The 23,952-nt window shown below is 56.8% G+C and carries 27 protein-coding genes and 1 tRNA gene; 14 read left to right on the top strand and 14 right to left on the bottom strand.

Annotation, left to right across the window (positions count from 1 at the left end; genetic code table 11):
• The 5 genes from ACEW8J_RS11230 to ACEW8J_RS11210 all read right to left on the bottom strand — a co-directional run.
• On the bottom strand, positions 1–377 hold a 377-nt coding region (locus ACEW8J_RS11230; protein ID WP_373491728.1), incomplete at its 3' end, for a phytanoyl-CoA dioxygenase family protein.
• Complete coding sequence (locus ACEW8J_RS11225) at positions 374–994, bottom strand: acyl-homoserine-lactone synthase (protein WP_373491727.1); 621 nt, start codon at positions 992–994, stop codon at positions 374–376. The genes ACEW8J_RS11230 and ACEW8J_RS11225, both read right to left, overlap by 4 nt.
• Before the next feature lie 137 nt (positions 995–1,131).
• The gene (locus ACEW8J_RS11220; RefSeq protein ID WP_373491726.1) at positions 1,132–1,890 is read right to left on the bottom strand and encodes a LuxR family transcriptional regulator; all 759 of its coding nucleotides are present in this window, start codon (positions 1,888–1,890) and stop codon (positions 1,132–1,134) included.
• A gap of 263 nt (positions 1,891–2,153) precedes the next feature.
• Entirely contained in the window at positions 2,154–2,672 is a 519-nt protein-coding gene (locus ACEW8J_RS11215) for a DUF2285 domain-containing protein (RefSeq protein ID WP_373491725.1), read from the bottom strand.
• A 67-nt stretch (positions 2,673–2,739) separates the two neighbouring features.
• Entirely contained in the window at positions 2,740–2,934 is a 195-nt protein-coding gene (locus tag ACEW8J_RS11210) for a transcriptional regulator domain-containing protein (protein WP_373491724.1), read from the bottom strand.
• Between the two features lie 378 nt (positions 2,935–3,312).
• Between ACEW8J_RS11210 and ACEW8J_RS11205 the strand changes: the two genes are divergently transcribed.
• Genes ACEW8J_RS11205 through ACEW8J_RS11185 form a run of 5 tightly spaced genes read left to right on the top strand, consistent with a single transcriptional unit; the run spans position 3,313 to position 7,825 of the window.
• Entirely contained in the window at positions 3,313–3,627 is a 315-nt protein-coding gene (locus ACEW8J_RS11205; RefSeq protein ID WP_373491723.1) for a hypothetical protein, read from the top strand.
• Between the two features lie 7 nt (positions 3,628–3,634).
• Positions 3,635–5,044, top strand: a complete 1,410-nt coding sequence (locus tag ACEW8J_RS11200) for a hypothetical protein (RefSeq protein ID WP_373491722.1) — start codon at positions 3,635–3,637, stop codon at positions 5,042–5,044.
• 3 nt (positions 5,045–5,047) lie between these two features.
• Positions 5,048–5,776: a DUF6088 family protein gene (locus ACEW8J_RS11195; RefSeq protein ID WP_373491721.1), complete on the top strand. Its 729-nt coding sequence runs from the start codon at positions 5,048–5,050 to the stop codon at positions 5,774–5,776.
• Positions 5,773–6,819 carry a nucleotidyl transferase AbiEii/AbiGii toxin family protein gene (locus ACEW8J_RS11190; protein ID WP_373491720.1) on the top strand — a complete coding sequence of 349 codons (1,047 nt, stop codon included), beginning with the start codon at positions 5,773–5,775 and terminating at the stop codon, positions 6,817–6,819. The genes ACEW8J_RS11195 and ACEW8J_RS11190 overlap by 4 nt, the downstream gene beginning before the upstream one ends.
• A gap of 22 nt (positions 6,820–6,841) precedes the next feature.
• Positions 6,842–7,825, top strand: coding sequence for a tetratricopeptide repeat protein (locus ACEW8J_RS11185; protein ID WP_373491719.1), 984 nt, complete (start codon positions 6,842–6,844; stop codon positions 7,823–7,825).
• Positions 7,826–7,998: 173 nt separating this feature from the next.
• On the opposite strand, the gene ACEW8J_RS11180 is transcribed toward ACEW8J_RS11185, so the two are convergent.
• Positions 7,999–8,073: transfer RNA gene (locus tag ACEW8J_RS11180), tRNA-Gly, on the bottom strand.
• 212 nt (positions 8,074–8,285) lie between these two features.
• On the opposite strand from ACEW8J_RS11180, the gene ACEW8J_RS11175 reads away from it, so the two are divergent.
• Genes ACEW8J_RS11175 through ACEW8J_RS11165 form a run of 3 tightly spaced genes read left to right on the top strand, consistent with a single transcriptional unit; the run spans position 8,286 to position 9,996 of the window.
• Positions 8,286–9,194, top strand: coding sequence for a tetratricopeptide repeat protein (locus tag ACEW8J_RS11175; RefSeq protein WP_373491718.1), 909 nt, complete (start codon positions 8,286–8,288; stop codon positions 9,192–9,194).
• Positions 9,191–9,811 carry an LON peptidase substrate-binding domain-containing protein gene (locus ACEW8J_RS11170; RefSeq protein ID WP_373491717.1) on the top strand — a complete coding sequence of 207 codons (621 nt, stop codon included), beginning with the start codon at positions 9,191–9,193 and terminating at the stop codon, positions 9,809–9,811. The genes ACEW8J_RS11175 and ACEW8J_RS11170 overlap by 4 nt, the downstream gene beginning before the upstream one ends.
• Positions 9,808–9,996 (top strand): Trm112 family protein, encoded by a 189-nt coding sequence (locus ACEW8J_RS11165; RefSeq protein ID WP_373491716.1) that lies wholly within the window; start codon positions 9,808–9,810, stop codon positions 9,994–9,996. Before ACEW8J_RS11170 ends, ACEW8J_RS11165 begins: the two co-directional genes overlap by 4 nt.
• A 32-nt stretch (positions 9,997–10,028) precedes the next feature.
• On the opposite strand, the gene ACEW8J_RS11160 is transcribed toward ACEW8J_RS11165, so the two are convergent.
• The gene (locus ACEW8J_RS11160; RefSeq protein WP_373491715.1) at positions 10,029–10,232 is read right to left on the bottom strand and encodes a hypothetical protein; all 204 of its coding nucleotides are present in this window, start codon (positions 10,230–10,232) and stop codon (positions 10,029–10,031) included.
• A 607-nt stretch (positions 10,233–10,839) separates the two neighbouring features.
• Between ACEW8J_RS11160 and ACEW8J_RS11155 the strand changes: the two genes are divergently transcribed.
• The 5 genes from ACEW8J_RS11155 to ACEW8J_RS11135 all read left to right on the top strand — a co-directional run bounded on the left by ACEW8J_RS11155 (position 10,840) and on the right by ACEW8J_RS11135 (position 14,612).
• Complete coding sequence (locus ACEW8J_RS11155; protein WP_373491714.1) at positions 10,840–11,361, top strand: helix-turn-helix transcriptional regulator; 522 nt, start codon at positions 10,840–10,842, stop codon at positions 11,359–11,361.
• A 57-nt stretch (positions 11,362–11,418) separates the two neighbouring features.
• Complete coding sequence (locus ACEW8J_RS11150) at positions 11,419–11,787, top strand: hypothetical protein (RefSeq protein ID WP_373491713.1); 369 nt, start codon at positions 11,419–11,421, stop codon at positions 11,785–11,787.
• 50 nt (positions 11,788–11,837) lie between these two features.
• Complete coding sequence (locus ACEW8J_RS11145) at positions 11,838–12,296, top strand: hypothetical protein (RefSeq protein ID WP_373491733.1); 459 nt, start codon at positions 11,838–11,840, stop codon at positions 12,294–12,296.
• Positions 12,182–12,838, top strand: a complete 657-nt coding sequence (locus ACEW8J_RS11140) for a RadC family protein (RefSeq protein ID WP_373491732.1) — start codon at positions 12,182–12,184, stop codon at positions 12,836–12,838. The genes ACEW8J_RS11145 and ACEW8J_RS11140 overlap by 115 nt, the downstream gene beginning before the upstream one ends.
• A 64-nt stretch (positions 12,839–12,902) precedes the next feature.
• Positions 12,903–14,612, top strand: coding sequence for a hypothetical protein (locus ACEW8J_RS11135; RefSeq protein WP_373491712.1), 1,710 nt, complete (start codon positions 12,903–12,905; stop codon positions 14,610–14,612).
• A gap of 97 nt (positions 14,613–14,709) precedes the next feature.
• Here the strand turns inward: ACEW8J_RS11135 and ACEW8J_RS11130 are convergent, their stop codons facing one another.
• The 7 genes from ACEW8J_RS11130 to mutS all read right to left on the bottom strand — a co-directional run bounded on the left by ACEW8J_RS11130 (position 14,710) and on the right by mutS (position 21,433).
• Positions 14,710–15,327, bottom strand: coding sequence for a MarC family protein (locus ACEW8J_RS11130; protein WP_373491711.1), 618 nt, complete (start codon positions 15,325–15,327; stop codon positions 14,710–14,712).
• Entirely contained in the window at positions 15,324–16,040 is a 717-nt protein-coding gene (locus ACEW8J_RS11125) for a hypothetical protein (protein ID WP_373491710.1), read from the bottom strand. Before ACEW8J_RS11125 ends, ACEW8J_RS11130 begins: the two co-directional genes overlap by 4 nt.
• Positions 16,040–16,933, bottom strand: a complete 894-nt coding sequence (folD, locus tag ACEW8J_RS11120; protein WP_373491709.1) for a bifunctional methylenetetrahydrofolate dehydrogenase/methenyltetrahydrofolate cyclohydrolase FolD — start codon at positions 16,931–16,933, stop codon at positions 16,040–16,042. Before folD ends, ACEW8J_RS11125 begins: the two co-directional genes overlap by 1 nt.
• A 6-nt stretch (positions 16,934–16,939) precedes the next feature.
• Positions 16,940–17,236, bottom strand: a complete 297-nt coding sequence (locus ACEW8J_RS11115) for a YggT family protein (protein ID WP_373491708.1) — start codon at positions 17,234–17,236, stop codon at positions 16,940–16,942.
• 97 nt (positions 17,237–17,333) lie between these two features.
• Positions 17,334–18,251 (bottom strand): acetylglutamate kinase, encoded by a 918-nt coding sequence (argB, locus tag ACEW8J_RS11110; protein ID WP_373491707.1) that lies wholly within the window; start codon positions 18,249–18,251, stop codon positions 17,334–17,336.
• Between the two features lie 43 nt (positions 18,252–18,294).
• The gene (locus tag ACEW8J_RS11105) at positions 18,295–18,849 is read right to left on the bottom strand and encodes a peroxiredoxin (protein WP_373491706.1); all 555 of its coding nucleotides are present in this window, start codon (positions 18,847–18,849) and stop codon (positions 18,295–18,297) included.
• Between the two features lie 4 nt (positions 18,850–18,853).
• The gene (gene mutS / locus ACEW8J_RS11100) at positions 18,854–21,433 is read right to left on the bottom strand and encodes a DNA mismatch repair protein MutS (protein ID WP_373491731.1); all 2,580 of its coding nucleotides are present in this window, start codon (positions 21,431–21,433) and stop codon (positions 18,854–18,856) included.
• Between the two features lie 240 nt (positions 21,434–21,673).
• Here mutS and ACEW8J_RS11095 point away from each other — a divergent pair, with 240 nt between their 5' ends.
• Positions 21,674–23,944 (top strand): NADP-dependent malic enzyme, encoded by a 2,271-nt coding sequence (locus tag ACEW8J_RS11095; protein WP_373491705.1) that lies wholly within the window; start codon positions 21,674–21,676, stop codon positions 23,942–23,944.
• Positions 23,945–23,952: the final 8 nt, after the last annotated feature.

Below are 23,952 nucleotides of genomic sequence, written 5' to 3'. Positions count from 1 at the left end.
CCGCCTTTGTCTCCCGGCCACATATCCTGATCGCAATGCGGGAATTGCTCGATCTCGCCAGGGTGGATCTCGATGGCCTGCGCAACATTGAGCTGGATGCGCTCACAGGCCGGTTTCAAAATCGTTTCCGCAAGCGCCATGATTGTCGGCTCGCGAACCAGATCTGCAGCAAACCGGGATCGCCGCAGGAGGCTACCAAAGCGCTTGGTGCGATATCCGTAAAAATCACCGTACCCGAATGGCGTCTGCTGAAAATCCCTTTCGAGATCAGCCTCCAGGTCCCTAAGGATCGACCTGGGAAGCAGATCGGGAATTATGCAATATCCAACGGACGCGAGTTGATCCAGCCATTGATCGGTTTCTACAACGTAGGTCATTGCAGCCCCGCCATTTCGGTGGACTGATATCGCGGCGGTGAATAGATTCCACGATCCTGGAGTTGCGGAATCGTCTGATCATCAATTTCGATGTGGAGAGCAATGAGCAACTCGGTGCCAATCAAGCGCTGCGGCCCAAGCGCACGGCATTTCCATCCGAACCGCGAGATTTGGCGGAACCACTGCATATTGGCAACGGCCGTGTAATCGGTGATATTCCAACGCAGCGCATGATCCACGAGCGCCGACACGAGCTCGTTACGCGTCCTACCCCGCTCCGTCCGGCAGAGAGCGGGGTCAATGCAGAACCGCGTAATTTCTCGTGTTTGCAGACCTGACGGGATAGTCCCTTCGCACAAGCACGGAAACAGCTGCCCCAATATATGCGAACGATCAGTGCGCAGCAACCGCGCGGATGCCCGGTGATTTGCACTTTCATCCGCCAAAACAAGATATACCGCCTCGGGCGTATCAAACTGGTCGACTTCGAACCGCCCGTCGAGAACCGGCACGTCCCATTTCAGAAGATCGACAAATACCCTTTTTCTGGCTTCGAACATGGACCGAAGAGCAGGGTCCGATTTGTGTGGGACGGATTGGGAGGAACTGAGCGGCATAGATGTCACCTGTCATGTTGGACGTGACGACATGACACCAGCTTGCGCGATTAGACGCTATACCAAGAAATGGGGATAACGATGGGCATGCCGACAGGAACCGTATTTGTGGCTAAGCGCCGCCAAAAAGTCCCAGTTCAACGTCGGACATGTCCCTGCCACTTGAAGACATCCCCGAAGCCGATCAACCCATCGAACATCGCTGCAAGGATCAGGGACTGAGAGCAATGCACTTCATATCGTTCGCGTGCCATCTTCAGATGTTGAATCACGGTTTCTGCGCTAATGCCCAGAATGATAGCCGTTTCGGCAGCAGTTTTGCCTCGGGCAACCCACAACAGGCATTCTCGCTGCCGATCGCTTAATCTAGGGAGTGCAACTGGCCGCGACATACCACTGATCTTCAGCGCGCTAGTAAGCGCGAGCGTACCCAGATATTCCGCGGCAATGAGCCACCGATGCGGCAGGCTTCTGTCGGGTGCTACCGCAAACGTGAATGTGCCCCTGGCCATACCCGGCAGATGCCGCGGTATGGTAAAGCCGTCGCCGATGCCGCATTCCTTGCCTACGGCGAGCATTTGCCGATCGCCTCGCGTCATTGGAATGAGTTGACCGATCCGTTCCCATGTGAAACCGCCAAAAGCCTTGTCGCATGCCCGTCGGACCGGATCGCGGCCGGCAAGGTCGAAACTCGTGTATACTTTAGCCCATTCATCCGGATAGTCATGCAGCAGCATTTGAGTATCAGCGTCGTCACTCGTTCGGGCTTCAAGTGAAAGAGCAAAGTGATCAAAGCCCAGTCGCTGCGAAGCCTGCTTGAGCGCATCTTTCAAATCATTCGCCGTTTCGATGTCAAATAATGAAGCGCCGAACTCTTGAGCAAACCGAACACGCATAGATCAACCGTCCGATTTAGCGGTGCGCCACCAACACGCTGCCGTTCAATCGCCTGGTTATCCCGGACGGCAGGTTCCAATCCGCTTTTCCGGTTTGTTTAAGCCTATACCCCGAGCGAGAGCTGCGACCCTCCTATCGATGCTGGCGAACACACTGCTACGTCAGCAACCATGCAACGAAAATAAATAATGTCAGCTAACTATCAAGAATGTTACCGTTTCTGTCAAAGTACACTTCTATTTATCCATATGCCTTATTCAAATTATCGAAGACGAGCAAAGGCTCCTGTTTGGAGCAGCGCCCTGTACCCCTCCCGCATCAAATGATGTGCTTCGCTTACCAGACGCTGTGTATGTCGCCGTTCGGATGATGACTTCCATTCTATTGCTCGCCCCAGATCAGATCTTGGATATATGACTGTTTGGGCCAGCTGGCGCAGTGTCCGCCGACGGCCATCGGGCAAAAATAGACTGTCGAGGATCGCCAAGAGAAGTTCCAGTCGTCTTCGCTGATAATTGGTAGGCCTCGTCGGTTTCAAAATTTCAGCGCCTTCCAGTGCCTTGTTGAATTCCCTTATCGCGCTGATGCGAGCCTCAAGCCACGAGTCGTGTTGTATGATGAATCCGCTCTCCAATCCGAGTCGTGCCGGCTTGATCAATATTCGGTAGCGGCGGTAATTTCCCTCAAATACCATATGACGACCTTCGTGGTTGGTGGCTTCTTTTGCGATATGAAGACCGACCGCAGCCGCCCTGCTCACAATGGCTTGAACGCCGCGCATATCTTCTCGAAAAATGATGATCGATGGCGTTTGTGCCGCTCGCCAGATTGCTGGTTGAGCCGATGCATCACGATTGTGAGGGACGGGGAAACTCCAACCCCCAGGTTCTGGCCATCATCATGTTCTCATCCCGAGTCGCGCGCTGTTTGTTCCCACTGATAATATTTCGATATTGTGCCTGGTAATCAGGATTTCGTCTGAGAAACTCCTGCGCAAAATCCACATGATCGAATGGCCGCTTTGGTCGAAGATGGGTTTGCATGACAATAGGCTCCTCTCGCAAAAGAGGTTACTGGTTGCCGCAATGATGTCGCTTCTTCGATAAGGGGAGGCCTATCCCCAAATCTTGTTAGTCTTTACTAGCACGATCCAGACTGCCAACACGGCACCATCTTCTTTTAGCCGAACGCGCCACCCACCCCCTCTCTCTGGAGCCAAAAACCTCGCCGGCGCGTCCGCGCCGCCCATATTAATCGCTATCCATCCCGATTCCCTCTGCCGCGAAACGGCCCGCAGAAGGGATAGCTGGAAACAGCATAGCGCCTTCGGCTGGGGGGAAGGCCCTCCCGTTATCACCAAATTTCAAACAATGTTCTTGAAATGTTTTTACCTCTGTCAGTGAACAAGCTACGATATTCCGATGAGCAATTTGTCCAACCGACCCGATCAGTTTGAAGCTATCCGTGTTGCCCATCAAGCCAGTGAAATTCTACGCATATTGAATTACGGAAGAAGCACCAACAGCCAAATTCTACGTGATTGGCTTGGCAGGATAGGTTTGGGCATCTCCCGCCGCGACCTTCAGGATTTACTTGATCGTCTCGAAAAGGAGGAATTGGTTCGTACCGAGGAAATTGACAGCTTCCGCGTCGTCCACCTCCGGCAACTCGGTGGAGAAATAGCCTCTGGTATTGAATCGCTGGACTGGATCGCCAGACCAGAACCGCCCGCTTGATAAGATCATGGCAGATCATCAACGCACTATCCGGATTGCCGACTTTGAACTGCCGCGAGGTCCAGTAACAATCGGGGCGCTCATGACTATGTCGCGGGCAAGCTGGGAACATTTGCGCTCGCAGATCAATCTGCGACGTCAATCTGACTCATCAGTGCCATTGGCCCGGTGTAGGCTTTGCGAGGCTGGTGTATTCATTCGCTCGCAGGCGACGAAGACCGATCATGTGCCAATGTTTGTTCATTTTCCAGAAGGTTCCAAGGATTGTCCTTGGTACGAGGGCCGGACTTTACAGCCGGATGACGCCCGCGCCGCGCAATATCAGGGGCATCAGGAATCAGCACTTCACCGTCAGTTATGCGTAACAATCGAACAACTGGCCAACGCCGATACCCGCTGCACACATTCGGCGGTGGACACTTATCTGCGGCCCGAGATCCACAAGCGTGGACGCTGGCCAGATGTGTATCTTGAATTTGGAGAATTGGGCAAATTTGCACTCGAAGTCCAGCTTTCCAAGCCCTTTGCGCCGGAGATTGCTGCACGCCATATTCACTATGACAATGAAGGCGTCAGGCTGGTATGGATTTTCAATGTCCTTGAAGTCCCGCTGCCGCAAGGCTTCCATGATGTCATCACGATGCAGCGAGGCAATGCGTTCCTGTTCGATGATGATGCACAGGCGGCTTCAATCGAACGCGGAACGCTGGTCCTGAAATGCTATCTCGAAAACGGTAAAGGCGGTTGGCTCGAACCACGACTGGTAACGCTGGATGATCTGCAAACTGGCTATGGCCGGTCGGCATTTATTGAGGACCGGCGGAGCGATTTGCTGGTAGCAAGCAGCAAGGAGGAACGATCGTGCTGGTGGAAAGCATTTCAACGAGCACAAAATGACAAGCCCCATTCGCCATTTTACAGCACGGCATTTGCACCTGCCTGGGATTCACTACTATTGAAGGTACCGGGGCTTGAAACGTGGAAGGATGAATTCTGGGAAGCACGTTCCGACAGAGGCCAAGCGCATGTAGCCATGTTATTTGCGATCCTTTGCTCAGTCGCACACAGTGCCGACACAGGCACGGAAAATGTCTATATTACAAAATATAAAGGGGAAGGCGCGGTTCTCGCCATGCTCAATAGCAAACTGAGTAGCGGCGATTTCAAGCATTGTGCGAATCTCATAGATAGCTTCGTTCGGTCGACTGCGCTGGCCGATCTGGCGGAACGCCCATCATTGAGGCGAATGATCAAACAGGCCGATGATACTGAAGCGCAAATCGATAACGAGCATCCGGTTTGGCGGGCGATGGCTCGGCTTTTCCCGGAAGTGCTGGATGGTCTAGTAAGAGCAGAATTGGATGACCTTGGACGCCTTCCCAAATGGGCCGTTAGTTCTGACATGGCAGTTAAGTAAAGAATGTCCGAAATCATGCTACATATTTCGGACATTTCTAACTCGACATTGTCCGAAATCATGCTACATATTTCGGACATGAACAAGCCATCCACCAGTCTGAAAGAGCAAATTCTTGCTCGAATCAAAAGCGGGGCAACGACCACGGTCTGGACACCGAGCGATTTTCTTGACCTTGGTAGCCGTGATGTCGTCGATAAAACCCTGCAACGTCTCGTCCGTACGGAAGAATTGCGCAGAATCGACAGGGGCCTCTATGATAAACCCCGAACCAACAAACTTACACAGCAGGATAACCCGCCAAATCCAAAGGCCGTTATCGACGCCGTCGTGCGGCGCGATCAAATACGAGTGCTGGTTGACGGGATGACCGCGGCTAACGATCTCGGTTTTACCAATGCGGTGCCAGCCAAGATCATCGTCCATAGCGAAGCGCGCTCCAAGAAGATCAACCTCGGAAATCTTACCATTTATTTCAAACAGACAGCTCCAAGCAAACTTTTCTGGGCAGGCCGCCCCGCGATGCGCATCGTCCAAGCCCTTCACTGGCTGCGCGACACGATGCCGGGTGACGATATGGCAAGTTGGAAGAACAAACTATCTATCCTGCTCAAAGACCCAAAGCAGGGGACGAAGCTGCGTGCTGATCTGACCAATGGTATGTCCACCCTTCCGGCCTGGATGCAGGAATTGCTCCGTCCGCTTGTTTCCAACGAAACGCCGTCCGCATGAATCCAGCTTTTGACGATATCTTGCGGGCCGATATTGATACGCGCCAAGGTCTATTCACCACAACGGCTCAACGCATGGGAACAACCCCGCAAAATGTCGAAAAGGATTTCTGGGTCTGCTGGACGCTCGATGCCCTGTTCAACGGCATCAGCGAAGGTCCGCGCCTACTGTTCAAAGGTGGCACCTCGCTTTCCAAGGGGTTCGGATTGATACAGCGCTTTTCAGAGGACATCGACGTCACAGTTTTTCGAGACGATCTCGGCGTTCCCGCCTCGATCGATGAACTGGCCGGGTTGAGCGGCAAAAAGCGCGAGAAAGCGCTCGATGCAATCAAAGACGCTTGCGAAGCATATATCAACGGCCCGCTGATGCAGCGCCTTGCGGCGATTTCAGAAGAGGCCTGCACCAGAAATGATCTGGATCAAAATACGATCCGGATAGAGGTGGATCCTGCCGACCGTCAAACCTTGTTAGTCATCTATCCCAGCATAACACCGACCGACGCCTATATCGCCAAATCAGTGAAAATTGAATCGGGTGCTAAATCGGCACTCGATCCAAACTCAAACAGGTCGATAACGCCTTATGTAGATGCCGATGTTCCAGGGATTGATCTTGCGGTTCCCAATGTCACCATTGTCGATGCCGAGCGAACCTTCTGGGACAAGGTGGTGATACTGCACGGGCTACGCCGATGGTATGAAATCCGTGGTCAACTGCGCGGCAATGGCCAGCGTATTTCGCGCCACTATTATGATTTGTACCGCCTGATCCCGTCGGAGGCGGGACAATCGGCTACCAAAAACCAGGCATTGGGCGAGGATTGCGTCGCACACGCCCGCATGTTTTTCAACCGTCCGCCCTTTGATCTTGCTTCCGCACAACCCCCGACATTTGCGCTCTGCCCCGAAGGAGGAATGGTTGACGATCTTCGGCAGGATTATAAAGCGATGAACACGATGATCTTTGGCGACCCGCCGCCATTTGATGCAATCATCGAGGAAATTGCAGAGCTCCAGCAAACCCTCAACGGTGCCGCATGACCGACTGGGCAAGAGCCGCGAAATGAAATCATTCCTCAAGCGAATATTTGGGACCGATACTGGTTCCAAAACCAAGAAACAGCCTGCGACATCTCGCATTTTAGAAATCCAAGAACTTGGCCATGGCCTTATCTCAATCGACGCGCTCGATTACATAGGTCGTTATTCCAAATCGCCAAATGGACGTTATCGCCTTATTTGGTCTGATAGAAATCCCGAAGGTACGAGAGGCGGTCATCGCTATGAAGGGCATGGATCCTGGGCATTGCTATCGCAGGATCAGATAATTGCGGAAGGCCGGCTCGAACGGCCAAACGACGGACAGGTAGCTGACAATGGTGCTTTCATTTTCAACGACTGGATGTTTGGAGACGGATTGAAGGGGCGTTTCCACGCCTTCTCTGTGGATGGAACGCAGCTCATTGCGAAAGAGCTAGCAGCCAACCTTTCAAGCAATGGTCTGTCCAAAGATGGCCGATATGCCATTTGCCAGACGGCCAATGCGCCTGGCAGCGATGACAGTTGCCGCTACATCCTGCTCGATCTTGAGGAAGCGCGGGAGATGGCGCGATGGGAGCCTGAAACCGGATGGGCGAGCGGCTATGAATTTGACAGCGTAAATCGGCGGTTATTCATCATATGCGAAGGTGATGAGCGCGTTGGCTACAATTTCGAAGGTAAGATGGTTGACCGTGACGGATGGCAACAGCGGAAAATAGCCGATGGCGATATCAATATCATCCGTAAGGTATTTTTGGAAACCAAGGGCAAACCGGACAGCAAGCTTCGGAGCACCATGATTGATGGGCTATACCGCACAATCGAGCAGGGAGAATGTTGGCAGCAGGCGCGCGCGTTAAGATTGCTTGGCGAAATTCACGAAGCCTCCGATGAGCCAGCAGAAGCATTAAAGGCTTATGACAATGCTCTGGCGATTGATCCGCAGGTCGGCGTTTCAAGACGCGCGGAAAAGCTGAGAAAATCCCTCTCCCCCAAATCCAAATAGGGTAGCGGTAAAATATGGAGAAGTTTTAACCGCAGGGCGAAACTACGCCAAATTTTGCGATTCTGCTCACTCACTTGCTTACATAATGCTTACATTCGGAAGTTCAAATCAAATGTAAGCAAGGAATTCTGCTTTTTCAATTTTACCAAATCCATGATTTTGCTTAGAAAAACTGGAGCGGGCGAAGAGATTCGAACTCTCGACCCCAACCTTGGCAAGGTTGTGCTCTACCCCTGAGCTACGCCCGCTCGGCGGCTGTGACATGGGTATCGTCATCAGCAGATTGAGGCGCGCGGTTAGCATGGGTTTTCCCACCCCGCAAGCCCCATTTGTCCTGCGTCCGGAAGCAAAAACAAAAATATGCTTGGCATTGGCGCGCCGGACCCCACATAAAGCGCTCTGGATGAATGAATTGGGCGCGAATCCGGGCCGTGGCCCGGCGCCGTAACAGGAGCATGATGTGGCAACAGCAGGACTGACGGTCGAAGAACAAAAAGCAGTAGAGGTTTTCCAGCGGGAGGTCGTCGGACCGAGCATGGACAAGCTCGTCATCCTCGACTTCTGGGCCGAATGGTGCGGACCGTGCAAGGCGCTGACGCCGCTGCTGGAGAAGGTCGCTGCTGCTTATGCCGACAAGGGCGTGGTGCTGGCCAAGATCAATGTCGACGAGAACAAGTTCATTGCCGCGCAATTTCAGGTGCAGTCGATCCCCACCGTCTACGCAATTTTCCAGGGCAAGCCGGTCGCCGACCTGACCAGCGCGCGCAGCGAGAGTCAGCTGACCGGCGCGCTCGACCAGCTGCTCGCGCAACTGCCAGTCGGTGGCGGCGAGGAACCGGAACAGGATATCGCGCCGATGCTGGCGATGGGCGAAGAAATGCTGGCTGGCGGCGATGCCGAGCGCGCCGCCGGAATATTCGCACAGATCGCCGAGATGCTTCCCGACAATGCCGAAGCCCTCGGCGGACTGATTCGGGCGATGGTCGCCGCCGATCATCTCGATCAGGCGGAAGCGGCGCTGGCCGGGCTGCCGGAGGAATTGGGCAGCGATCCGGCGCTGGAACGCGCCCGAACCACTCTGCAACTGGCCAAGGACCGGCCGGATGCGGAAACCATGGCCGCGCTGGAAGCCGCGGTCGCGGCCGATGGCAAGGATCATCAGGCGCGCTATGATCTGGCCGGGGCGCTGATCGCTACCGGCAATCATGACGGCGCGGCCGACCATCTGCTGACGATTATTGCCGCCGACAAGGCCTGGAACGACGGCGCGGCCCGGCACAAGCTGCTGTCGCTGTTCGAAATGGTCGGCCTCGAGGATGAATGGGTGGCCACTACCCGCCGCAAGCTCAGCGCGCTCCTGTTCGGATGAGCGAGACCAAGCGCCTCTCGATCTTTCCGCTGGCCGGTGCCCTGCTGTTCCCCGGCATGCACCTGCCGCTGCACATATTCGAGGAACGCTACCGGGCGCTGATCAATGACGCGATGGCCCGTGACCGGCAGATCGGCATGATCCAGCCCAAGGAATCAGGCAGCCACCCTGCCCTGTTCGATGTCGGTTGCCTCGGCAAGATCATCGATATCGAGGCGCTTGAGGACGGCCGCTTCAATGTCGTGCTGGAAGGCGTCGCCCGGTTCCGGGTGATCGAGGAAATCGACGCCTCTACGGCGTTCCGCCAGGTTCGGGCCGAGATCGAGGCGGACCGGGAAATCGACGAGGTGCTGGCCAGCGCCGAACGCGCCGCGCTGGAAATCGAATCCCGCAAATTTGCCGAACTGCAGGGCTATCAGGTTGACTGGGACAGTATCGGACGGCTCGATGACATGGCCTTTGTCAACGGCATCGCCCAGATCGCGCCCTTTGACGCGGCGTCGAAACAGGCGCTGCTCGAAGTCGATGGTCTGGCCAATCGCGCCGAACTGATCATCCAGCTGTTGCAGTTTTTCGGACGGCAGGACGGCGACGATGACCGGGTCACCTTGCAGTGAATGACGAGATACGCACGATCGATCCCGAATTGCTGGATATATTGGTCTGTCCGCTGACGCGAACACCGCTGGTCCATGATGCGGGTGCGCAGGAGCTGATCAGCGAAGCCGCCGGCCTCGCCTATCCGATCCGCAACGGCATGCCGGTGATGCTGGTCGAAGAAGCGCGGAAATTACAGGATTAGAGGATGATTGGCTGCCGGGAATGCGCTGGCCTTCAATCCTCGACGCTTTTGTCATTCGCAGACGCCGCTTCGGGACGGGAGATTGACTCGCCTTGATCCTGATCCGCAGCGAGCACCGGGGCCAGGGCAATCGCGAGGCCCAGACCGATAATGATCGAGCCCCACGTGACCAGATGGCCCAGAAACAATTCCCTGTCTCTGTCGCTGGCGTCATTCTTGTCGGGATCAAACATCATTTCTACCATCTCTACGCAACAAATCTATCCGGGACACAGCGATATCGTCCACGACTCCGTCGGCCTGGACAAAGGCTCATCATCGGGCCGATCCGGTCATGGGAGATGAGGGATCGACCCGAATCTGATTATCAAAAGAAATGATGCGGGTTTGCACAACTCTTTCGGATCGGCAGGAGAACCTGTCGGAGCGCGGGAATACTGACCAGAATATTCCCTTTGCTCCCAATGCTGGCTGTTTACCGGGCGGCGGACTCGCATTCAGGGGGACCAGAACCTTCGTACCGCCGTTCCAAACAAACCATCACCACGGGCTTCGTGCCAATCGTCTGCCATTATGGGCGGGTTGGCGGGCATTCTCGAGTTTCAACCCGTTTCACCAGTTGGACCGGCGGAGCGGATTAACGATTTCACCTGGAAACTGGCAGAAATCCATCAAGATGAGCGCGATATTGGCGATAAATATTAACTTTCTGTAGCGGTAACATGTGATTTAAACATCTCATAAACATTCGCAGTATAATCCAGTCCCATCGGAATCGGACGGGTTGCAAATATGTGGTCCATATTTTTTGCCAAATGATCGCCCCTGACATATGATGAGGACATGACCAGAATTTTGTGCGACAATCTTAACGAGAATGAGAAGGAGGCGCTGCATCTGCTTCTGCTCGGGCATGATGCAAAAACTGCCGCCCGGGAAATCAGCGTGACCCCCAATGTCATAAACGAACGGCTGCGGTCGGCGCGACAGAAGCTGCAAGTGACGAGCAGCAAGGCCGCCGCTCGCATGCTCGCCGAGCATGAGGGATATGAACCCAAATTTTTTGTGCCCAAGAATATTGGGATTGCTCCCCAGCCCAAATCCGGCGCAATTTACCCCTTGCCTGGACAACAGGCAGCGTCATCCGACAGGGTCAGGGAAGCGCAATCGGCATATCAATCTTATGCCAGTTTCTCCAACCCGCTCCTGTCCGTGCCGTTTCGCAAGCAGGGAGATTTGGATAATGATCTAAGCAAGGAAGCGCGAATCTGGGCGATCGTCGACCTTTCGGTCAAACTCGCCTTTGCCTTCGCCTTTGTCTGTCTCGCAGCCATATTTCTGAGCCGATTGATCAACCCGAACTAATCCCTGAAATTTTAGCACCTGATCGACGTCGGGGTCATCCGGCGTCTGGAGAGTCACATGTTGAACCAACGCATCGAAGCCGCCCGCCCCATCGCCCGGAAAATCCATGAGGTCGAAAAATCCCTGAACCTGACGATGATCCAGATGGGGGAGCTGATGAGCAGCATTGCGGCCGCTCGCCTCGCCCCCGGCACGCGCTTTTCCCTGACCGCCGGAATGGATGCATCGGAAAAACTGATCGCCGCGGCGGACAAAACCGCACGTAGCTACCGGGAAGTCGTCGAAGCCCATGGCCATCTGGCTGAAGACCGGAATGACGCAGGATTGCAAACCGTCAGCTGGGGTGATGTTTTCGAATGTCCGCCTGACTCGGCCAGTGCTGCCACAGAGGTATCGCCGCCACTTCGGGTCGTCGAAAGCGCCTAGCAAGGCAAGATAGGCTTGACCGGGCAACTGTTATTTGGTCCGGTCAGCCTATGACCCGCATAGACTTTTTCCTCACTTTCCTGATGATCGTTTGTTTATATTCTGCCATCAGGGGTGGTCAGCCCGAAAGACGGGCCGTGATAATCTTGGTTGTCGGTATCGTCCTGACAATTCTTGCGCCTGCTCCGTCGATCGAGAGATTCACCCACCCTGAAGTCGGAATCCTGATTGTTGATTTGGCAATGTTGTCAGCCTTTGTGATGCTGGCCCTATATGCAGAGAGGTACTGGACTTTATGGATTTGCTCCATGCAGGTGATTCAAGTTCTATCGCATATCCCGATAATGCTCATTCCCGAACTGCTGCCGCAAGCTTATTACATAACCGCGGCAATCTGGGCCTATCCGATGCTGATCGTATTGACAGTCGGCACGTACCGCCATCAGCAACGGCTTCAGCAATACGGGGTCGACAGATCCTGGAGCGACTTTTCAACCTCGCCTACATAGAGAATGCATCTGCTGTCGCAGATTCTCTGATCACCGAATTCGGATCAATCGGAGCGGTATTGCACGCTGATTCCCGGACCGCCGGAAGCAATCCCGCCCGGGCGATCCTGTCTCTGGTGCGGGAAGCGATGCTGGTTTCGTCCAAGGATGAAATGCTGGACCGCATCTATCTGTCCAAGGCCGCGGACGTGATCGAATATCTTGTCGTCGCGATGGCACGGTTGCCGGTCGAGGAAGTGCGCGTGCTGTTCCTGGACAGCAAAAATCGTCTGATCAGCGACGAAGTCGTGAGCAGAGGAACGATTTCCGAAGCACCGATATATCCGCGAGAAATATTGAAACGCGCGCTCGCGCTGGACGCGACCGCCTTGATCCTTGCACATAATCATCCATCCGGCGACCCCAGCCCGAGCGAAGGGGATATTGACGCCACCCGCAGGCTGCTCAAGGCAGCGCAAGAACTCGAGCTGACCGTGCACGACCATATCATCGTCGGCAGCGAAGGCTGGATCAGTCTGCGCGACTGGGTCATGTTCCAGTGATCATTTTGCCCATGCACGGCCAGATTATATCTGGTAAGGATATTGTCAAAGGGAGACCGGAATAATGTCCTCGCCGACTTCGGATGAGCGGCGCGCCGAATTGCTCCGCGCGGAAACCCATGTGCTGTTGCGATCGCCTGATTTCATCCGCTCACCCGTCATGTCGAAATTGTTGAACTATCTGGTCGAAGAAGCCATTTCCAATCCGGGTCGCCCACCCAAAGCCTATCAGGTTGCCGTGGACGGACTGGGCCGCACCGAAGATTTTGACGTGCAGGCCGACAGCTATCCGCGGGTGCAAGTGGGCAGGCTCCGCAAGATGCTCGCCGCCCATTATGCCGCTCGCGATAGCGCGAGCCGGCTGCATATCCCGATTGGCCATTATGCCGTAGAAATTGAAGTGGATGAGGATGCGCTGGCGGATGGGCAGAATGTTGCGGGACCGAATGATGGGGAACTGGACCCACCGTCTACCGCGAGGACGGAGCGGCGTCGGTGGTTCAATAATCGCCAGACCACACTCGGCCTGGCTGCCTTTCTGCTCATCATCGCCATCAGCCTGGTCTGGATGCTGAACGAACCCGGGCCAGATACATCGGATATCGCTGCGCCTTCGGAGCAATTTTCGCTACCACCAAAAATCTATATCGCGGTCGGGCAACAAGAAAATTCTTCGGCAAACAGCGGCACAGCCACCGAGATACGTCATTTTTTTGAAGATGCTTTTGCCCGTTCGGCCCAGGTTCGACTGGCGGTCGCGAACGGCACAGATGTTGCGATCGAAAAGGGAGAAAATGCCTATCTCTTCAACAGCATATTGGTGACAGGCCCGACCGGCCCCGCCATCAATTTTTCGCTGACATCGGTAAAGGAGAACGAGACAATATGGTCGACAAGCATTGCGATGCCCGATTCCGCTGCTGACTATAGCGAAAAACTCGGCCCAATTGCCGGCCGCATCAGTGGTATTTATGGCGTAATCGCGACCGATCAGCGCAAGCACCTGCCCGATGATGCCATGATCGGCTATGCCTGTCTGCTCCGGTTCGAGAGTTATCGGGCCAATCGTGATCCCGATTTACTGCCGGTTGTCGAATCCTGTATTGAAAAATCGCTGGCGATCGACCCCCTGGACAGCCCTATTCTTGCGGCAGCCTCATTCTTTTCCTTTTTGCGGGAAGAGGCTGCAGGCAGAAAGCCGGATCCGGAGGCAGGACTGGAATATGCGCGCCGCGCGATGGTGCGCGGCAGAGAAGACGCGTCGGCGAATTTTGCTCTTGCCAGAGCCAGTTTCTTCAACGGCAATTGCAGCCGGGGAAAGGAATTCGCCGAGAAAGCCGCTGAGCTGGACCCGTATGAAGCAAATATCCAGGCCCAGACCGGGGCCTTTCTCTATGCTTGTGCCGATCCTGATGCCAACAGATATCTGAGGCGAGCCTTGGTGCTGGACCCGCGTGGCTCGATACTCGCAGAGACAGCGCTGGTGCTGACCCTGCTGGCGGAAGGCAAGGACAAGGCGGCGCTGGAAGCGGCCGAGAAAATTGTTCCGTCCAGCACTGGAGCCGGCCCATATTATGATGTCGCCATGGCTATGGTCTATGCCAAGAATGGCCGGATCGAGGATTCGCGGGCGTCCTGGGACCGGCTGGTCGCTGCTTATGGAAACGACAAGGTGGAAAGCGACGAGCAGCTGATCCGGCGCCTGGTCCCCAACCCGTTGCTGGCCGAGCGCGCCATCCAATTGCTCTCGCGGACCAAAGTGATCGGCGACTGACCGAACACCCAAATCCGGTCATGCGTGTCAGGGCTGGAACAGTTTCAAACCATATCGGGCGGTATATCTATCTTGGCTTAGCCGCCGACATGGCGAATTAAAAACTTCCATTCAGTCCGTCGACCACAAATTGCACGGCGAGCGCGCCTAAAATCACTCCGAGCACCCGGGTGATGACCGCCTCGACCTTGTTGCCCAATATCCGCATCAGCGGTCCGGCCGCGATCAGTCCGATCAGCGTAAGCAACAACACCGTTCCCAGAGCAGCCAAGATGGTAACGGCATTTTCGAGACCATCATGCTTGGAAGTCAGGAGCATGACTGCGGCAATCGAACCGGGCCCGGCAATCATCGGCATCGCCATGGGGAATATCGATACATCCTCGATCTCGGGCTGTTCGATAATTTCCTGCGCCCGGTCCTCGCGGCGTTCGGTACGCTTTTCGAAGACCATTTCGAGTGCGATCAGGAACAGCATGATGCCACCGGCAATCCGGAAACTATCAAGGCTGATGCCCAGCGCACTCAGCAATTGTTCACCGAACAGCGCAAAGACCAGCAATATGATCGCCGCGACCACGATCGCGCGTAATGCCATGATCCGGCGCTCGCGTGGCGACGCATCGCTGGTCAGGCTGGCGTAGATCGGGGCGCACCCTGGCGGATCAATCACCACGAAGAAGGTGATGAACGCGGAAATGAACAGTTCGATCATGGGCCTGGCACAGGGATTTTATATTCATGTACCCGATTGAAGCTGCCATCATCTTGCGCCAGTTCAACAAAGACGAAGCGCGACCCATCGGCGGCAAAGGTGGAGCTCCAGATCAGGCTGCGGTCAGCGGAAGTCCCGGTCTTGCCCTTGTCGGTCAGTCCGGTTGGCGGAAAAGCAGCAGGATTCCCGGCCTTGCATGACGCGACCTCGGTTTCGACATAGTCGGGCTCGGCAAGCGGCGTATCCAGCGGCTGGCCATCGTCAAAAACCCATTTCCATTCGACCTTCCTGTCCGGACGGCGCTGGCTGAAATCCTGCTGTTTCCAGACGGTGGTGAAATGGCCCGCTTCGCCTTTCGCATTCTGCCAGGCACCGGTGGAAACCGCTGTGCTGCCGTCGCAGGACATATAGATATGATGCGGTTGCCAAGTGACGGCTTGCGCTGGATCAGCCTTGTCCTTCAGCCATTGCCGGGCGTTGACGAGATCGGGAGTGAACATGATCGCGTCATCGGCGGCGGTTTCGCGGAAGGCGGTCCATTGGCCCTTTTCCTGTGCCAGCCGGGCAAAGGCCAGCTCCTCCTGCACCACCGCGCTTGGATTGGCGACAGGTGAACCCATTACCCGGTCATAACGTTCGCGGTCGCTGAGACGACCGCCGCCGGCGCAACTGGCCAGCAGCAGTGCGATTCCGGTGGCGGCAAATATTCGCATCACAGTCCCTTTGGTTTTTCCAAACCGGCGCGCGCAGAAGCAGCGACCAGCGTATTGCGTAATAGCACTGCAATGGTCATCGGACCAACCCCTCCCGGCACCGGCGTAATCGCCCGCACATGATCAATCGCCTCGGCGGTGGCGACATCACCGACCAGCCGGCCCTTTTCCGCGCCCGGTTCCGGGTTCAGCCGGTTGATACCGACATCGATCACCACGGCTCCGGCTTTCAGCCAGTCGCCCTTGACCATCTCGGCGCGGCCGACGGCGGCGACAACTATATCGGCGCGGCGGACCACCTCGGGAAGGTTTCGCGTCCGGCTATGGGCCATGGTTACGGTGCAATTTTCGGCGAGCAGTAGCTGTGCCATCGGCTTGCCAACCAGAATTGAACGGCCCACCACGACGGCGTCGAGCCCCGTTAGATCGCCCAGCGTGTGTTTCAGCAGCATCAGACTGCCCAGCGGCGTGCAAGGGGTCAGCGCCTCCTCTCCACTGGCCAGCCGACCAGCGTTGATCACGTGCAGACCATCGACGTCCTTGTCCGGATCGATCGCCATGACCACGGCTTTTTCGTCCAATCCCAGAGGCAGCGGCAGTTGTACCAGAATGCCGTCCACGGTTTCGTCGGCGTTCAACTGCTCGACCAGCGCGATCAGGTCTTGCTGAGCGACATCGGCGGGGAGCCGGTGTTCGAAACTTTCCATACCGGCAGCGATCGTCGCCTTGTGTTTGGATGCAACATAGACCTGACTTGCGGGGTCTTCGCCGACTAGCACGACCGCCAGACCGGGTGCGCGGCCAGCCTGGTTGATGAATGCAGGGACTGCCTCCCTGATCCGTTCGCGCAGACCGGCGGCGAAAGCCTTGCCGTCAATGATCTGGGCGGTCATCTATATTTATCCCGCTATCATCTCATATTGGACGCCGTCCAATAACCGCTGCATGATGATGATCCCAATGATTACCACCATGGGAGTCAGGTCGATCTGACCAAAATCAGGCATGATCTTGCGGATCGGTCGGTAAACAGGCGTGGTCAGTGCATCGAGTGCCGTCCAGATGGCGCGCACTATGTCATTCTGCAAATTGATGACGTTGAAAGCGAGCAGCCAGCTCATAATCGCCTGCACGATGATAACGGTGATTACAATTCCAAGAAGAAACTGGATAATGTTGATGAGTTCGAATGCCATGGCAGAACCTTTATCGATTATCTGTCGGACCGGCTAGCGGTTTGTCGCCGGTAACAGCAGAAATTTACTGTATCATTTATATAAGACAGTCGGCCGTTTAATCAACCGATTCAAGATCATCCCGCACCAATGTACCGGCGCCCTTGCTGGTGAAGATTTCGAGCAGCATCGCGTGCGGTATCCGGCCATCCAGAATGACCGCCGCATCGACTCCCTCCTGAACCGCTTTCACGCAGGTTTCGAGCTTTGGAATCATGCCGCCTGAGATGGTGCCATCCCTGACCAGTTCAATGATCGCCCGCGGTGCGAGATCGGTCAGCAATTCGCCTTGCTTGTCGAGCACGCCGGCGACGTCGGTCAACAGGAACAGGCGAGCGGCGCGCAACGCCGAAGCGACCGCTCCGGCCATCGTGTCGGCGTTGATATTATAGGTATGGCCATCGTCACCGACGCCGATCGGGGCGATCACCGGAATCATGCCGGCAGAAGAGATCATGTCGACGACGCTGCGGTTCACCGTCTTCGGTTCGCCAACATAGCCGAGATCGATGATCCGTTCGATATTGCTGTCGGGGTCGCGTTCGGTGCGGCGCAGCTTCGCCGCCTTGACGAACCCGCCGTCCTTGCCGGAAATGCCGATCGCATGGCCGCCGGCCCGCTCGATCCAGCTGACCAGTTCCTTGTTGATTGCACCGGACAGGACCATTTCGGCAATTTCTGCGGTTTCCTTGGTGGTCACCCGCAAGCCATCGACAAATTTGCTTTCGACGCCGACCCGCTCCAGCATGGCGCCGATTTGCGGGCCGCCGCCGTGGACGACAACGGGATTGATCCCGACCGCCTTCAGCAGCACGATATCTTCGGCAAAATTGCGGGCCAGCACGGCGTCGCCCATCGCGTGGCCACCATATTTCACGACGAAGGTCTTGCCAGCATAGCGCTGCATGTAAGGCAGGGCATCGGTGAGCGTTTCCGCCTTTGCGAGCATGGCGGGATCGGGTGCATGATCGGTCATGGGCGTCTTTCAGTCCAGAGGTGCGGCAAAAGCAAGCCTTTAATCAGCTTTTTGAGAGCTGCTTCACTTTTTCCAGCGAGCCGGTGACATGGCCTTCGGGTTTCATCGCGCTGTGGACGAAAGCGATCTTGCCATTCCGGTCGATGACGTAGCTGGTGCGATTGGTCATCGCCAGCCCGGGTGCCATACGGACCTGATAGTCGGCGATGATCCTGTCATCCGCCTGCGCAACCGCGAATTTGTTGCGGCATTCGGATACCGAGAATTTCTTCAGTCCCTCGATATCGTCGCTCGACATGCCGATGACGGTGGCACCCGCTGCGGTGAATTCGGCGGTGGCCTCGGCAAACATGTTCGCCTCGATCGTGCAGCCCTCGGTGAACACTTTGGGGAAGAAATAGAGCACGACCGGACCGTCTTTCAGCTTGTCCGCAAGCGAGAATTGAAATTCCTCTCCCGCGAGCGCACCGGTTGTGGTGAAATCGGGCGCGGTAGCGCCGACTTCCAGCGGTTCGGCATTGGCATTGCGGGTCTGATAGACAAAGGTGCCGCCGCCGACGATGGCCACGGCCAGCAATATCAATATCCATTTCTTCATATCGTCATTCCTGCTCGAGTTGCGCCTTCAGCGCGTAAAGCTGGTCCAGTGCCTCGCGCGGGGAAAGCGCATCCACGTCGAGCGCACCGATGGCCTCACGCAGACTATCGGATTTTTCTGCGACTTCTGCAAGGCTCGCCGCAAACAGCGGCAGATCACCGAGTCCGGCCGCGAGACCACCGGTTTCGGCCTTGCCCGCTTCCAGCTTGTCGAGCACCGACTTGGCCCGCGCCAGCACCGGCTTGGGGATGCCCGCCAGCTTGGCCACTGCCAGACCATAGCTGCGATCAGCCGGGCCCTTGGCAAGTTCGTGCAGCAACACCAGATCGCCTTTCCATTCGCGCGCGCGGACATGATGCAGCGACAGCGAGTCGAGTCGGTCGGCAAGCCGGGTCAGTTCGTGATAGTGGGTCGCGAACAGACAGCGGCAGCGGTTGGTCTCGTGCACCGCCTCTACCACTGCCCAGGCCAGCGCCAGTCCGTCATAGGTCGAGGTGCCCCTGCCCACTTCATCGAGAATGACGAAGCTTTGCTCGGTCGCCTGCGACAGGATCGCTGCGGTTTCGACCATCTCGACCATGAAGGTCGACCGGCCCTGGGCGAGATTGTCGGAGGCACCGACCCGGCTGAACAGCCGGTCGACGAGACTGAGCTTCGCCGACGAGGCGGGGACAAAGCCGCCAGCCTGCGCCAGAATGACAATCAACGCATTTTGCCGCAGGAAGGTCGATTTGCCGCCCATATTCGGGCCGGACACCAGCCACAGCCGCTCCGAATCGGCCAGGGCGCAATCATTGGCAACAAAGGCCTCGCCTTTGGCCGCCAATGCCGCCTCGACCACGGGATGACTACCGGCAAGGATATCGAGGATGTTGCCATCGACAAATTGCGGACGGCACCATTGCCCCTCGGCAGCGCGTTCGGCGAGCGCAGCAGAGACATCGATCCGGGCCAGGGCGTCGGCGCTTTCGCTGATCGCCTGTTTGCGCTCCAGCAGCTTGTTGACCAGTTGCTCGAAATGCGCGGCTTCCGCAGCCAGAGCATGTGCACCGGCCTGCGACACGCGCACCGCTTCCTCATGCAGGTCGGTTGAATTGAACCGCACCACCCCGGCAAGCGTCTGCCGGTGGGTAAAGCCGCTGTTCTCGGCCATCAGGCTGTCGCCATGGCGCGCGGGGACTTCGATAAAATAGCCCAGCACGGCATTATGCTTGATCTTCAACGTGCTGATTCCGGTTGCCTCGCGATAGCGTGCCTCCAGCTTCGCGATCGCCTGGCGGCCGTCGGAACCGGCGCTGCGCAACTCGTCAAGCGCCGGATCATAGCCCGGCGCGATATAGCCGCCATTGGCCATTTCGGTCGGTGGCGTCTCGACCAGGGCGCGGGACAGCAGATCGACCAATTCTCCATGACCATCGAGCGCTGGCAGCAGATTTTCCAGCAGTTCCGGAAGACCGAGCGCCAGCGCCAACCGTTCGCGCAAGATCCGCGCGCCAGCGAGACCATCGCGAATCTGGCCAAGATCGCGCGGACTGCCCCGCCCTGCCGACACCCGGCCGAGCGCCCGGCCGATATCAGGCAGCGCCTTGAGCTCGCCGCGGACATCGTCGCGGATTGCCGAGCCGTCATGAAACCAGTGCACAAGCCCCAGCCGGCGATTGATCGGTTGCTCCGCGAACAAGGGCGCGGACAGGTCGCTCGCCAGCAAGCGTGCGCCCGCCGGTGTTACCGTGCGATCAATGGTATGGAGCAGGCTGCCCTCGCGTCCGCCGGCGAGCGTCCGGTCGATCTCCAGACTCGCTCTGGTCGGTCCGTCAATCGACAGATATTCTCTTGTTTCGCGCCTTTTCGGCGGATGCAAATAGGGCGCATGGCCTTGCGAAACATGATCAACATAGGCAATCAGCCCGCCTGCGGTCGCGAGTTCGGCCCGCGAAAATTCGCCCATGCCATCGAGCGTCGCTACACCGAAATGCTCGCGCAGCCGCTTTTCAGCCCGGCTGCTGTCGAAATTCTCCTTTGCCCAGCCGGTCGCTTTGTGCAGCCGTGGCAAAAACGATGGCGAACAGATGATTTCTGATGGTGCAAGCCGCGCCAGCTCTGCGTCCAGAGCATCATCGGATATCGTCGTCAGTTCGAAATTGCCGGTCGATATATCCGCCGCCGCCAGACCGATCTCGCCCTGAACCTCGGCCAGCGCGACCAGCATATTGTTGCTGCGCGCGTCGAGCAAAGTGTCTTCGGTCAGCGTTCCGGCGGTCACATAGCGGATGATATCCCTTGCGACCAAGGCCTTGTAGCCGCCGCGTGCCTTGGCCTCGGCCGGGGTTTCAACCTGTTCGGCAATCGCCACCTTGAACCCGGCCCGGATCAGTTTAGCCAGATAGCCTTCCGCTGCATGGACCGGTACGCCGCACATCGGGATCGCATCGCCGGCATTTTTGCCGCGCGAGGTCAGCGCAATATCGAGCGCCGCTGCGGCGCGTTTCGCGTCCTCGTAGAACAGCTCGAAAAAATCTCCCATTCGGTAGAATAGAAGGCAATCGCCGGCCTTTTCCTTCAGACCAAAATATTGCTCCATCATTGGCGTGATCTTGTCCGCTGCCGACGCAGGTGCTTTCTCCCGCTTTTTCGCTATGTCCTGAGTCTGGATTGCCATGGGGCAGCGATAGCCGAGTGCAGCCGGACATAAAAGCGCGGCGAGCCGTTTCTGAGGAAATTTACTTGATATTGCGGCCCTGCGTCAAAGCGAGTAAGCCGTGCGGCGGGACGTGACCATCCGATCGGCGCAAACAAGCCGACTAATGATATACGGAGATATAATTTGGCCGACAAGAAAGATAGCAATCTGGAATTTTCCGAACGGGAAGCCCTGCTTTTTCACTCCCATGGCCGACCCGGAAAAATCGAGATCATTGCTTCGAAGCCGATGGCTACCCAGCGCGATCTCAGCCTGGCTTATTCTCCCGGCGTAGCCGTCCCGGTCCGGGCGATCGCCGAAGATCCTTCGAAAGCCTATGATTATACCGCAAAAGGCAATCTGGTTGCGGTGATATCGAACGGCACCGCGATCCTTGGCCTTGGCAATCTCGGCGCGCTCGCCGCCAAGCCGGTGATGGAAGGCAAGGCCGTGCTGTTCAAGCGCTTCGCCGATGTCGATTCGATCGATCTGGAACTCGACACGGAAGATGCGGAAACCTTCATCAACGCCGTCCAGATCATGGAACCCAGTTTTGGCGGTATCAATCTGGAAGATATTGCTGCTCCCGACTGTTTCATCATCGAACAGACCTTGCGCGACCGGATGAACATTCCGGTATTCCACGACGACCAGCATGGCACAGCGATTATCGCCGCGGCCGGAATCATCAATGCCTGTCTGCTGACCGACCGGAAGATCGAGGATATCAAGGTTGTCGTCAATGGCGCCGGTGCCGCTGCCATAGCCTGCGCCTCGCTGATCAAGAGCCTCGGCGTCCGGCATGACAATCTGACCATGTGCGACCGCAAGGGTGTCATCTATCGCGGGCGCGACGACGTCGACCAATGGAAATCCGCCCATGCGATCGATACCGAGGCCCGCACATTGACCGAGGCGCTTACCGGAGCTGACGTGTTTCTCGGCCTGTCCGCCGCCGGTGCCCTGAAGCCGGAGATGGTCAAGGATATGGCGGCTCAACCCATCATTTTCGCGATGGCCAATCCCGATCCGGAGATTACCCCTCCGGATGCAAAAGCGGCACGTCCGGACGCGATTATCGCCACCGGACGCTCCGATTATCCCAATCAGGTCAATAACGTCCTGGGATTTCCCTTCATCTTCCGCGGCGCGCTGGATGTGCGGGCCACCCGAATCAACGAGGAAATGAAAGTGGCTGCCGCTCATGCGATTGCCGAACTGGCACGGGAACAGGTTCCGGAAGAAGTCGCGGTTGCCTATGGCGGAAACGCACCGACCTTTGGCGTCGATTATATCATTCCGGCGCCCTTTGATCCGCGCCTGATGGATGTGGTCTCTGCCGCGGTGGCCAAGGCTGCGATGGATAGCGGTGTCGCCCAGAAACCGATCGAGGATCTGGACGCCTATCGCCAGAGCCTGAAAGCCCGTCTCAACCCGACCACGTCGGTGCTGACCCAGGCCTATGAGGCCTGCCGTCTGTCACCCAAGCGGATTATTTTTGCCGAAGCGGAAGAGGATGTCGTGCTGCGCGCAGCGATCCAGTTCCAGGATGGCGGCTATGGCACACCTGTGCTGGTCGGCCGCGATGATCGCGTCCGGGAAAAGCTGCAAGAACTCGGCGTGCGCAATCCGGACAGTTTTGAAATACACAATAGTCGCAACAGCCCGCTGGTGCCCGAAATGGTCACCATGTTGTACGAGCGCCTCCATCGCCGCGGCTATATGGAACGGGATATCAAGCGGATGGTCAATCAGGACCGCAATATCTTTGGGTCGGCCTTGCTCGCCATGGACCAGGGTGACGCGATGATCACCGGGGTAACCCGGCCTTATTCGCAAACTTTCCGCGATGTCGCCAAGGTGATCGATGTCGAAAAGGGCCGCACCGCTTTCGGCATCCATATCATGGTCGGCCAGCATCATACGGTTTTCATGGCCGATACGACAGTCAACGAACGGCCAACGGCGCATGAACTGGCGGATATCGCCGAGCAGACGGCAGCGGTTGCCCGGCAGATGGGGCATGAACCGCGCGTCGCCTTCCTCAGCTATTCGACCTTTGGCAATCCCGAAGGCCGCTGGCTGGAAAATCTGCGGGAAGCCGTAGCGCTGCTCGACCAGCGGCGGGTCAATTTTGAATATGAAGGTGAAATGGCACCGGATGTGGCGCTCAATCCCAAGCTGATGGCCAATTATCCGTTCAGCCGCCTGTCCCAGCCTGCCAATGTTCTGGTGATGCCCGGGTTGCAGTCAGCTAACCTGTCCGCGAAATTGCTACGCGAACTGGGCGGTGATTCGGTGATCGGACCGATGCTCGTCGGACTGGAAAAATCGGTGCAGATTGCCACGATGGCATCCAGCGCATCGGAACTGGTGACTCTGGCGGTCCTCGCTGCCAGCGGTATCGCCAAATAGGCGAAGCC

It is taken from the genome of Parasphingorhabdus sp., from assembly GCF_041748495.1.
In the GTDB taxonomy this organism is placed as follows: Bacteria; Pseudomonadota; Alphaproteobacteria; order Sphingomonadales; family Sphingomonadaceae; genus Parasphingorhabdus.
Note: the sequence above shows the minus strand (reverse complement) of the source record. Positions and strands in the feature narration are given on the sequence as shown.